Below are 12,597 nucleotides of genomic sequence, written 5' to 3'. Positions count from 1 at the left end.
GTAAATTGGGGACTGACCTTTGCTTGATAGCCATGGCGTTTGGCAAGTGTCTCAACAATCTCACCAACAGTTTTGTGATCAAAGAGCAATATTAAAAGCCATAAGGGCAGCAATGGTTTTGATGATGGCGCTTGTTAAAGTTAGATGGGCATTCGCCCACGCCATAAGCCCATTGGTAAAATTGCCAACACTTTCCATCAAACTGTTGAGGGGGGGCGCAGAAGCACTTCACCAATGGTGATGCCCAGAGCCACAATACGGTTTTGTAAGAGTTCAAATTGCCGCATGGCACCGCGGTTGCTTGTTTGTCTGCTTCTTGTTCTACCAAACCTTTAAAGACTTGTGGATCTTTCACATAATCTAAAGCTTGCCCTAACAATTCTGGATTGCCCACCAATTTGGAAAAATCACCGGTAAAATCGCGCCCAGCAATGGCAATCAGCGAACGCATGCCCTATTCAGATTTGGCTAAAACATCAAAAAAGCGTACCAAGGTGCCGGTGGCATCTTTCTCCAGATCTTGCATGAATTTTTCGCGAGAAAGCCCAATATTGGCAAAAGCATCTTCAATATGTTTGCCCCCTGCCTGAATGCGCGCACTCATGGCATTAAAACCACGCGCAGCACTCTCAGGAACAATACCAGCAGAAATCATCGCTGTATCAAATGCTGCTGTTTCCCGCGCGGTGAGCTTAAACATGGTTGCTGCACTGAGTGAAGGTTGCACCGCCTAGTAAAAAGATTTTGATATAACTGGTCAGCCTTGCCTTTTCGCCAAAAGCAAAAGCACAGGTGACATAAATGGCTTCTTTATGGATCTTCCCCGCAATCAATTGAACAGGAGCAAACAAGACAGGTGAGAGCTTTTCGGTGCCTTTGAGAACAGCGCGAAGCTTTACCTTTTCACTGATATATTCAGTAAGACTGAGCAATTGAAAGGGAAGCAGTTGATAAACCGTGCCATTCCATTGTTTCTTTCAATTTCAAATATGACAGAACAATCGCTTGAAGGCAATTCAATGGCTGCGCGTATTTGCAAATCAGAACAGTCAACAAGGTCAAAAGTGCCAAGATCAATGGTTTTTTCTGTTTGTGTGTAGCGATACAAGCGCCATTATTCCCTCTTTTATGATTTTTCAGTATTTTCTCTGTTTTTTCTCTCTTAATCATAATTAAACTAAGCTTAGCGCTCAAATATTCCTCAAAACAAAGATATTCTTTTAAGAAAAAAATTTAAAAAATAAACTATAGTATTTTAAATATTATAATAAATAATTCAATTTTGTATTTAAAATAAAAATAACAACAACTTGGTATTAATTACAAATAATAAAACATTCTGTGTTTTAATGTAAGGTTGTTATTATACTTTACATAAAAAGCAAAATAATCTATGCCCTCATGGAAAAAAACATTCATTTGATATCCTTCTTGTAAGCGGGGGAGGAATCTGTGGGGCTTATAAGTTAAGGAAAATATCTAATGTATAGAAAATCTCTCCTGTCATCTATGGCAACAGCAGCAATGATACTATTTAATGTTCAAATCAACGTGCACGCTGAATTTCTTGAAGTTTCTGGAGAGAAAAAAGAAGTAAAAAACGCCACTTATGAAGCTCTTCACACCTTAAAAGGCGGTCAAATCATCGGCAACCATTTAACAATCACCGGAAATGAAGCACACCGAGGGAGTTATGTTGTAACGGCTGAAGGTAATAACAGTGTAATTGAATTGAAAAATAATACAACTATTAAGAAAACGAATTCTGACATCCTCCTCGGTCTAGAAGCAAAAGATAGCGCTACACTGAAAATGATTGGAGGAACTATTACTGCTTTCGAAACTGGTGCGAACTTCTTGAACAGTAATAGTAAAGAAAACAAACTGCAAGACATCACAATATCAAGCGGTGAAAACCAACTACCAATACTCTTCGGAGTAATAGCAGACAAAAACAGTCAAGTCACTTTAGAAAATGTAAAAGTGATACACGCTCAAAAAGGCATATTTGCAGATAATCAATCTCAAATAACAATCTCAGGAGGATCATTTGATTCAGAAGAAAAAACAATATATGCATCAAATGGCAGCACTATTACTTTAACTAACAATGTTCAAATTACATCATCTTATAATGATAAACTTCATCCTATGAACTATGGACTCTTGGCAAATGGTGCACAATCCACAATTACCATGACAGGTGGATCTATAACTGGAACAGCAGCATTAACTACAATAAAAGGTGGGCATATTAACCTAACAAATGTTGATTTCAAAAACAACACTAACGAAATTATGATCAGTGCTGCTGAACCCGACAGCATAATTGAATTGCATGGCGATACAACAGATAATACAAAAATGTGGCTTACTGCAATAAAAGGGGGAAAAATCTTTAGTGAAAATTTAAATATTACTGCTCTTAGAGATAATGATTTAGAAGAAGATGTTGCCATAGAGTACCCTTGCATAGAAGCCAGCAACGCTAATAGCAAAATTATATTAACAGGTAAAACAACCATTAAAAACGTTACGCATGGGCTTCATGTAGAAAAAGGAGGAAAAATCTCTAGCGAAGATTTAGAGATAATTAGTAACAAAACAATTAACTCTCAATCCACAAAAATAATTATCGGCGGAACAGCAGACAATCCCAATAGCGAAATTCAATTAAAAGGTAAAACAACCTTTCAAAATGTAGACATTGGTTTTTTAGCATATGAAGATGGCACAATTAAGATGGTAAAAAACATTATTGATGCAAATCCCAAAGTTCCAGCTAGCAAATCCGATATACCACAAAATATAAAGAAAAATAAAATAGAAGCAAAAAAAGTTGTATCAGCCGTAATAAATGGTGGACATATTGATCTGTTGGATACTTCTGCAACAGCAGAGAGTGCTGGCTTGCAATTCTTAGCTCTCTCTAATTCTGATCCAGATTATTTAAATGATCCACAAAAGCATCAAAGTAGTGAGATAAATTTAACCAACACAAACCTCTCCGTTAAAAATGGTATTGGAATTCTTATCGGAGGTTTTACTAACACAAACATTGAAGATATTCCAGGTTTGTCAATCGGTACAGTCAATCTCAAAAATTCAGAAATCCATGCCAACGTATTATTAGGAAACGGTATTTTCGAAAATCCAAAATCTTGGGGAACCGATAATTATTGGAATGGTAAAGAGGTTAAAGCGATCTCCAACGGCACCTTCACATTAAGCGCTGATCAGTCTACTCTAGAGGGCAGAGCAAATATTGCTAAAGACAGAAATGTACACTTTGATCTGAAAAACAATACAACATGGACATTGAAGATCAGCAAAAATGAAAAAGATGATGATGGCAATCTGCTTGATATCGCTCAAAAATCTCGTTCTGATGTTTCCACGCTTAATCTCGATAACAGCTCCATTGTTTTTGAGAAACCAACAGAAGATCATTACCAAACATTGCATATAGGTTCTGGTAAACCAGACACGCAAGAAGTCTATAATGCAACGGGTGATGCAAAAATTTACTTCAACGCACAATGGAGTGATGGTGCCACAATCGCCGATCAAAAAACCGATAGGCTTTTGATCAATGGAGACGTCTCTGGCAACACATCAGTTTATGTTACAGGACGCGTAGAAAAGAACAATGTTCAAGCAAATACCTCTGCTGCTCCTAATGTACGTGGTCTTTCACTCATTCAAGTTTCTGGAAAAGCAACCGAAGACTCTTTCAAACTGGTAAATGGCTATACCACAAGAGATGGTTTACCGGATATGTATACACTGCGTGCCTATGGACCAGACTCAAGCCAAGGCAAAGCCGATATTGCGCAAAACCTCTTTGATGAAAAGAATGAAAACTTCTGGGATTTCCGTTTGCAGCCCGAGCTACTTGGCTCCAATTCTGGTTCAAATCCTGATCCTGAATCAAACGGGCATGCCCTTGTACCAAAACTTGTTCCACAAACAGCAAGTTATATCGTCATGCCGAATGCCCTCTTTCACACTGGATTAACCGATATAGCTAAACAAGATGAGTTTTTAGCCAGTATGAGAATATCAACCGTAGGAAAAGAAGAAGGAATAAAGAATGCATTCTTCTTATACACCTATGGAAATACAGCAACCTTATCTTCCAAGCGTGGTCCTCTGGAATATGGTTATGGTGCTGATATTCGCTATGCTGCTCTCCAAGCCGGTGTTGCATTGGCAACCTTAGAAGGGCAAAACACCACAACACATCTGGGACTGGGCGGAACCTATGGACGCCTTTCTTTTACTCCAAAAGATATGGAAGATGCAGACAAGAGCACGCTGGATAAATGGGCCCTTACAGCCTATGGCAGTATACAACACAACAGTGGTTTCTATATTGATGCACTTTTATCCTATGGTATCTTAAAAGGGCATATCGCCAATGCCATCAGAGGAAACACCGCAAAGTTGAACAATGCTAAAATGTTGAGTATCTCTACCACTATCGGTAAACAATTTGCAACTGGAATGGAAGGCTTAACATTTGAACCGCAAGCACAACTGGTGTATCAACATTTGATGTTCAACACCATTGAAGATGCTGATAACCTTACTATTGATATGAAAAATCCTTCCCAATGGTTGGCACGGATTGGCGGACGTTTGACAAAAACAATTTCCACTGAAAACAACCGTCCGATGTCTTTCTATGGAAAAGTAAATCTTCTCAAAACCTTTGGTAACGATGGGACCATCCAGATTGGTAGAGACTTTGACCTTGGTCCCACAGGGACTTCTCTTGAAGGTGGCATTGGCATCAATGCACAACTGTCTCAAAATCTCTTCCTTCACGGTGATGTCAGTTATCAACAAAAGCTTCAAAAAACTGGTATAAGTGGTGCAAGCTTTTCAGGAGGAATACGCTATCAATTTTAAAAACAAGGTTTAAAAGTAGTCTATTCATTCTATTCAATTTAAAAAAAGGCAGTGTAAAATGCTGTCTTTTTTGTATATGAAATCTATTTTCTTCTGAAATGTTTTCTTTTCTCCTCAACGAGCGCCTTCCCTCCTCTTCACACAAACCGCGCAGCATTTTTCATTATTGAATTTGCCCATAAAGCTAAGCAAAGTGTATTTTTAGACAATATAAAGAAAACAACATTGAAAAAGATATTGATAAAAGAAGCTCTTTTTTCATACCCTTGCTATGCTTGCCCTCCTGTTTGCTCAATCAATTAGCTTAACAGCACCTATAAGGATTCATTTACATTTCCATGTACTGTTTTTAGGCAAACAGTTTTGAGAACACGCATCCCTCTCATACAAAGCTCATCTCACTTACTTAAAGAAAATAAAACTATAGGAAAATTACCAAAATCAGTATGATGTGGGTGTTTTTTAAAGTGCAATATGATGCTATCAATCTTAAGATGATATTGTGAAAGCAGTACTTAGTTTTTCTGTTTTCCCTATTTCTCAACGAACAACTCTATTTCTCTAATAATGGGTTAAGTCGTAAAACTATTCAATTTTATAAAATAGTAATATCTTTAAATCATTTTTCATTTCAAATTTAATTTGAAAACATAGTATTCTTATATAAATAATTAACCTATAAATTTAACATTATAAGTTATTATATTGAGAGATAAAATGAGTTATTATCATTTTTAAGTTACAAAGAGAGGATGATAAATATTTTTAACTAAAAAATATTCTATGCTACACGGCAGCTGTAATAACTTTACTTATTTTTGCCCATCCCATAATGTAGAAGCTAAGTTCCTTGAAGCTTCTGGTGCAAAAAGAAAACATATCCAATGAGACTGATGAGATGATGGTAAAAAATCATCAACGAACATTTAACAATAACGAGAAAATGGAAATGATAGATCGCCTGCTGTTTCTAAAAATACTCCTGCTGCTGTAAAACTTAAGAGAGCTAACAGCGTAATCGAATGACTGAATGGCATAAACTATTAAGGAACGGGTTCTCATATTAACTGTAGCCTTAAAGTGATTTAAAAGAGAGAAGTATTGTAGAAAATACTTCTAATCCTTTAAATATTGGTAGACTTTTGCTTATATAAGCCTCTGGGAAAATGACAGAAGACTCTTTTAAGCTTATCCAATGACTATACCATAAGAAATGATTTATCTTATAAATACACGCTGACTAACTCTGAACTAGAATCAAACCATAGAAAAACTAATATTGAGCAAAACCTATTTAATGATAAGAATGGAAGATTCTAAGATTTTTGCTTACTCAAGGCATTTCTTAACGCTGGTTCTAGCACAAAACTAGCCTACATCGTACCACAAACGATAATATATTGATTTATAAAGATCGTTATTTATTTTGCATGTAGAATGAGAGTCCCCAATATCGTAGGATTCTTTCATTTCAAACCTGTTCCATGTTGAATCAAACAAATTTTTTTGCACGTCACAAGCGAGGATGGCGTGTGGAGTCAAAATTATAGTAGAAAGTCCTAAAAATACCTATGGAATGAACCGCCTCCAATTCAAGTACTAAGAGCTGTCTGGCAACATTTTGAGCTGGCAAAGGTGTATTGGTACCGGCTTGTTCATTGATATTAAGCGTAAAAGTGATGAGACTTAATGACTTTACCATTATAGCATTCATGAACACCGTCGCGAAATAGACTTTGGTGCCTTAAGAAAGGTCTCTTTAAAGAAAGCCCGTGAATATCGTTCTTTATTTTTTTCCACACCCTTGATTTTTCCTCCACATCAGAGAAAATCTGCTGCAATTTTGGTGAGTGCATAAAACAATATCTTCCATCTCAATATTATAGAGCTTTGATAATGATTATCCTTAATAAATAATTTTTAAATATCGTTCTTCTTTTAAATATCACGCTTCATAGTGTTTTTAGTATAAACTTACCCAGCTAAGTTTTATGCACTCTATTTTTCACTGCTTTTCATACTCACGAAAAAAGCTTTTCTGAAGCAAAAATTCAAATTATAAAGAACACCATAATATAATTTGTTTTGTTGTTTACAATAAAAACATAATGATATAAATGTCGATTGGGTACTTGCGCCATCAGGGGAATGAAGTAAGCATCAAAGCATACCAATTACTAAAGGCATATCCCAATACTAAAGGTATATCTATGTGTAAGAAATATATTTATAAGAAAAATCTTTTGTTATGTACAATTGCTGGAACTTTCATTTTTTTTCATTTCGGTTCAACTTATGCAAATACACAACCTCCTGAAATTATTAATGAGTTTAATCTGGATAAAGGAAAAAAAGAGACTCTTGATAATGTTTTTATCCGCAACAAGAAGATTGGAGTGTCTGCGACTGAAAAAGCGATTGCCACAATTACAAACTCAACAATACACACAGAATCAGCTGCTTTTTCCGTATCAAAAGGTGGACAAGTTCACGCTAAAAAAATTGATGCAAATTCAATATACAAAGGTTTAGAAACTAAAAACGGTATAATCAATATTGAAGATTCAATGATAACCGTTCAAGGAGGTGGAGGGGGCGGTATCGTTCTTTATGAAACCCCAAAGAAGGACGTAGAAGAGGGTGAAAATGTTATCAATAAGATTAGTCTTACTAAGAGCAAACTTCTTGTGAAAGATGGTGTCGGTATTCGGGGTCCTTATGGTTCAAAATCTGTTGCTGAAATTTTTCTTAAAGATTCGGAGATTCGGGCTGATGTTTTATTGAGAAATAAAACTAGACGTAAATATCATGACGGTGATACTCTTCCTGTCTCTCTTACATTAACCGCTGACAATTCCATTCTAGAAGGAAGAGCAAGAACCTTAAAAATAAATACAACGACTCTTTCTCTGCTCAACAACAGCAAATGGTACTTAAAGATCAGTCAAGAAGACTCAGATACTGATTTTAATACTTTTAGTTTCGATCTCAGTGACCTTAAACAACGAGCGCTTTCTACTGTTTCAGTACTGAACCTTAATAATAGCTCTATTATATTTAACGCACCGTTTGCTAATGTAACATCTGCTTTGGGAAAGGGGCAGTATCAAATTTTGAGTGTAGGGCGAACCGCTGAAGTTTATACATCACGAGACAATATGGTTCCTACTGTAGAAACAGCCTATTATGCAACAGGTGATGCAAGGTTGTATTTCAATACCGAGTGGAGTAATGGTTTAGAAACAGAACAACAAAAAACTGACCGCCTTCTTGTTCATGGAAATGTCTCAGGAAGCACAACAATTCATTTTAATAATCTTTCAAACAGTGGAAAATCAGAGACTGAAGATTCCCTCCCCTTAAACATACGAGGAATTTCACTCATTCAAGTATCTGGAGAAGCAAGTGAATCATCCTTCAAACTGGCAAATGGCTACGTCACAATGGCAGGATTGCCTTATCAATATACACTCAACGCTTATGGATCAACCTCAAGCCGTGGAAAAGCAGAGAGCACACAAAGACTCTTGGGAGATATATCTCAAGAATCAAAAGAAAATACCCTTAAAGACCACACAAGCTATGTTATAAACGGGAATGCTCTTGAAGGGGTTTCAAAAAATGAAAGAAATGCACAAAGTGAAGATTTCTGGGATTTCCGCTTGCAAAGTGCCACACTTGATAATGAAGGAAAGATCAGAGCCCTTGTTCCTCAAGTAGCAAGCTATTTGGTGATGTCTAACGCGGTGTTCTCCACAGGACTTTCTGATGTAAGCAATCAACATACATTATTAGACAGTATGCGGAAAACAGCCTTGGAAACAAAAAATCATAAAAATAAAGGGCTCTTCTTATCTTCTTATGGTAATAAGATGACACTATCCTCTAACCGCACTCCATTGCAATATGGCTATGGTGCTGATATTCACTATGCTGCCTTACAAGCAGGCGTTACATTAGCAGCACTAGAAGAACAAAACATCGCCATGAATTGGGGGCTTTTGGGTACATATGGGAAATTGTCCTTCACTCCAAAAGATATGGAAGGTGCTGATAAGAGTACACTCGATAAATGGTCTCTTACAGCATATGGTAGCTTCCACCATAATAATGGCTTCTACATCAATGCGCTCTTCTCTTATGGAATTCTCAAAGGAAATATCACCACAGCTCTTATAGGAAAGACGGCAGAATTAACTGACGCTGATACATTCAGTACATCAGCAACCATTGGACGAAAATTCGAAACCAGTATGAAAGGATTAACCTTTGAACCACAAGCCCAATTTGTTTATCAATGTCTTATGCTTGGCATACTCTCAGATGTTGATGGTTTTGATGTGAATATGGGCAATCCTCATCAATGGTTGGTGCGTGTTGGTGGACGCTTAACGCAAACAACGCTTCCTACTAAAGAAAGTGGTATTTTCTCTGTCTATGGTAAATTGAATATTGTTAAAGCTTTTTCTAACAATACCACCATACAGATTGGGGATACGTTCCATTTTGATTCTATGGGAGCTGCCGTTGAAGGTGGGCTTGGTGTGAATGCACAATTATCACAAAATATCGCTTTTCATGCTGATGTTAATTATCAACAGAAACTTCAAAAAGCAGGTATATCTGGAATAAATGTTTCTGGTGGAATACGTTACCGCTTTTAAGAATCTCTGATCATATTTTAAAATATAAGCAGCGCTGAAATATAAGCAGCGCTGCTTAAGTTTTATAAATCACAAAAAGTGCTATCCGTTGAAAAATTATTAAGTATTTATCAAAAAAGAAATATTTGGACTTTTTTAGTTATATTTAAACAGCATAATGAATGCCTTATTCTTTATACAGAAAAAATCTATTCAAAATTTTTTACAAGCGTAATAACATATCTTTCATCTCAATTCTAAAAAAACTCTCATGATAATGAGCTCTATTTGATAAATATGAATTCATAGCATTTTTTGAACATGAATTACTAAATCTATGTTTTTTGAAATATTTTTTCACTGATCTACATTACCAGCTCAAAATGTGTTCCAAAAACAAATCTTCAAACTATAGAGAACACCATAATATAATTTGTTTTGTTCTTTACATGAAAAACATAATGATATAAACACCGGTAAAGTACTTGCGCCATCAGGGGAATGAAGTAAGCATCAAAGACATATCAAGACTAAAGGCATATCCCAATACTAAAGGTATATCTATGTGTAAGAAATCTATTTATAAGAAAAATCTTTTGTTATGTACAATTGCTGGAACTTTCATTTTTTCTCATTTCGGTTCAACTTATGCAAATACACAACCTTCTATAATGAGCATGGTTCGTGCGGATAAGGCAGGAGAAGAAAAAATCTTTAAAAATGTTTTTGTCCGCAGTAACTATAATGCAGTAGTCGCAGATGACAAAGCCTTTATTATCATTAAAAACTCAACAATGCGTTCCAATGGCGTTTTGCTTTCTGCAGCCACAGGTGGACGCATTCATGCTAAAGAAATTGTGGGAAAAGCAGGAACGCATGGTTTAGAAATTGCTAATGGGACAATCCATGTTGAAAATTCAATCATAAACGTCGCAGGACATCATAAAAATTATGGTATTCGTTTTGACTACATCTCGGATTCTTACGTAAAAGAAGGAGAACAGGTCGTCAATAAGGCAATTCTTACCAATACAAAACTTTTGATGACAGATGGTATTGGTATTGCGGGACCGTACTCCTCGAAATCTGTTGCTGAAGTTTTTCTTAAAAATTCAGAAATTCGTGCTGATATGTTGTTGAAGAATAAAAGTGTACCGGAGGATAGTAAGCCTAAGACTCTTACATTAACCGCTGATAATTCAATTATAGAAGGAAAAGTAAAAACCTTTACTCAAAATACGACGATTTTTACTCTGAACAATGGCAGTAAGTGGTACTTAAAAATTAGTCCATTTGAAGTAGAAGATGAATACAGCACATCTCATTCGTACAAACTCATTGACATTAAACAACGAGCACAATCTGTTGTTTCAATTCTAAATCTTAATAACAGCTCTATCATATTTAATGCCCCCCATGATTTAGTAGAAAACCATTATCAAACCTTAAATGTAGGCAGACTTCCACAAAAAGCAGAGCAAAACAGAAGCTCCGATGCAGCAATGGTTTACAATGTAACAGGCAACGCGAGAATTTACTTTAATACCGAATGGAGTGATGGTCTTGCAAAAGAACAACAAAAAACTGATCTTCTTCTCGTTCGTGGTGATGTCTCAGGTACCACAAAGATCTATTTCAATAATCTTTCAAAGCATGCAGAATCATCCAATGAAGAATCAGAAAGTTCGATTCCTTTGAATGTGCGTGGGCTCTCACTCATTCAAGTATCTGGACAAGCAAATGAAGATTCCTTCAAACTTGCTCATGGCTATACCACAATGGGGGGCTTACCTTATAAATATACACTCAATGGCTATGGACCAACCTCCAGCCGTGGGAAAGCCGATAGTGCACAAAGTCATTTAAGCGAAACATCACAAGAATCAAAAGAGAAAGATGCACAAAATACCGGTGCATCATCCCTTAGAAAAGAAAGTAATGATCAAACTCTCTTAGAAGAAAATGAAAATTTCTGGGATTTCCGCTTGCAAAGTGCAACTCTCGATAATGAAGGGAAAATCAAAGCTCTTGTTCCTCAAATGGCAAGCTATTTGGTGATGAGTAACGCACTATTCTCAACTGGATTAGCTGATGTAAGTAATCAAAATACACTGTTAGATAATATGCATTCAGCAGTTTTCGGATTAGAAGGTTATAAAAAGAAAGGGTTCTTCTTATCGACTTATGGCAACAAGGTCACAGTATCTTCCAGCCGTAGTTCATTGGAATATGGTTATGGTGCGGATGTTCGTTATGCTGCTTTACAAGCAGGCATGACACTAGCAACGTTAGAAAATCAAAACATGACCGTAAATTTTGGTCTTTTAGGCACATATGGAAAGCTCGCTTTTACACCAAAGGATATGGAAGGTTCTGACAAAAGCATATTGGATAAATGGTCCTTTACAGCCTATGGTAACCTCCACCATGACAATGGTCTCTATGTTAATGCACTTTTCTCTTACGGCATTTTTAATGGACATATTACAACAGCCCTTATCGGCAATACCACAGAATTAAACAATACGGATACATTAAATATATCGGCTACCATTGGACAAAGACTAGCGACCGGTGTTGAAGGGTTATCCTTTGAGCCACAAGTGCAACTTATTTATCAACATATTGCCTTTGGCACTCTTTCAGATATCGATGGCTTCCAGGTTAATATAAATACCCCCCATCAATGGTTGGTCCGTATCGGAGGGCGTTTAATGAAAACAATGCTTCCCATTGAAAAAGATCGTGTGCTTTCTTTTTATGGTAAATTGAACGTCATCAAAGCTTTTGGTGAGAAGAGTACTATCGATGTTATTGAACCTTTCTATCTCGATTCCATGGGCTCTTCCCTTGAAGGTGGACTTGGTATTAACGCACAACTTTCCAAAAACATCGCACTCCATGCTGACGTTAATTACCAACATAAACTTCAAAAAGCTGGAATCTCTGGAATTAATTTTTCCGGTGGAATGCGTTATCGTTTTTAGAAATCTTAGCTTTCCCTTTTAACACATAGGCAGCACTGAAATGTAAACAGTGC

At 36.4% G+C, this 12,597-nt stretch carries 4 protein-coding genes and 3 pseudogenes; 3 read left to right on the top strand and 4 right to left on the bottom strand.

Going from position 1 to position 12,597, the window contains the following annotated elements:
* The 3 pseudogenes from ACFIKI_RS06255 to ACFIKI_RS06245 form a co-directional block, all read right to left on the bottom strand.
* A pseudogene (locus tag ACFIKI_RS06255) lies at positions 1-83 on the bottom strand (late control protein); the annotation flags it as partial.
* Positions 82-709 (bottom strand): annotated as a pseudogene (locus ACFIKI_RS06250) (phage tail tape measure protein); the annotation flags it as partial. The pseudogenes ACFIKI_RS06250 and ACFIKI_RS06255, both read right to left, overlap by 2 nt.
* A gap of 4 nt (positions 710-713) precedes the next feature.
* Positions 714-1,102 (bottom strand): annotated as a pseudogene (locus ACFIKI_RS06245) (DUF4815 domain-containing protein); the annotation flags it as partial.
* Between the two features lie 380 nt (positions 1,103-1,482).
* Here ACFIKI_RS06245 and ACFIKI_RS06240 point away from each other — a divergent pair.
* Positions 1,483-4,914 carry an autotransporter outer membrane beta-barrel domain-containing protein gene (locus ACFIKI_RS06240; protein WP_375666356.1) on the top strand — a complete coding sequence of 1,144 codons (3,432 nt, stop codon included), beginning with the start codon at positions 1,483-1,485 and terminating at the stop codon, positions 4,912-4,914.
* A 1,513-nt stretch (positions 4,915-6,427) separates the two neighbouring features.
* Here ACFIKI_RS06240 and ACFIKI_RS06235 read toward each other — a convergent pair.
* Positions 6,428-6,616, bottom strand: a complete 189-nt coding sequence (locus ACFIKI_RS06235) for a hypothetical protein (RefSeq protein ID WP_375666354.1) — start codon at positions 6,614-6,616, stop codon at positions 6,428-6,430.
* A 508-nt stretch (positions 6,617-7,124) separates the two neighbouring features.
* On the opposite strand from ACFIKI_RS06235, the gene ACFIKI_RS06230 reads away from it, so the two are divergent.
* Positions 7,125-9,578 carry an autotransporter outer membrane beta-barrel domain-containing protein gene (locus ACFIKI_RS06230; RefSeq protein ID WP_375666352.1) on the top strand — a complete coding sequence of 818 codons (2,454 nt, stop codon included), beginning with the start codon at positions 7,125-7,127 and terminating at the stop codon, positions 9,576-9,578.
* A 542-nt stretch (positions 9,579-10,120) separates the two neighbouring features.
* Positions 10,121-12,544, top strand: a complete 2,424-nt coding sequence (locus ACFIKI_RS06225) for an autotransporter outer membrane beta-barrel domain-containing protein (protein WP_375666351.1) — start codon at positions 10,121-10,123, stop codon at positions 12,542-12,544.
* Positions 12,545-12,597: the final 53 nt, after the last annotated feature.

Origin of the sequence: Bartonella sp. TT121SHDZB (genome assembly GCF_042193415.1) — a bacterium.
Lineage (GTDB): Bacteria > Pseudomonadota > Alphaproteobacteria > Rhizobiales > Rhizobiaceae > Bartonella.
This window is presented reverse-complemented; position numbering and strand designations above follow the sequence as displayed.

Coding starts and splice junctions, on each gene's coding strand:
- ACFIKI_RS06240 (WP_375666356.1), top strand. CDS start 1,483: ATGTATAGAAAATCTCTCCTGTCATCTATGGCAACAGCAGCAATGATA.
- ACFIKI_RS06235 (WP_375666354.1), bottom strand. CDS start 6,616: ATGGTAAAGTCATTAAGTCTCATCACTTTTACGCTTAATATCAATGAA.
- ACFIKI_RS06230 (WP_375666352.1), top strand. CDS start 7,125: ATGTGTAAGAAATATATTTATAAGAAAAATCTTTTGTTATGTACAATT.
- ACFIKI_RS06225 (WP_375666351.1), top strand. CDS start 10,121: ATGTGTAAGAAATCTATTTATAAGAAAAATCTTTTGTTATGTACAATT.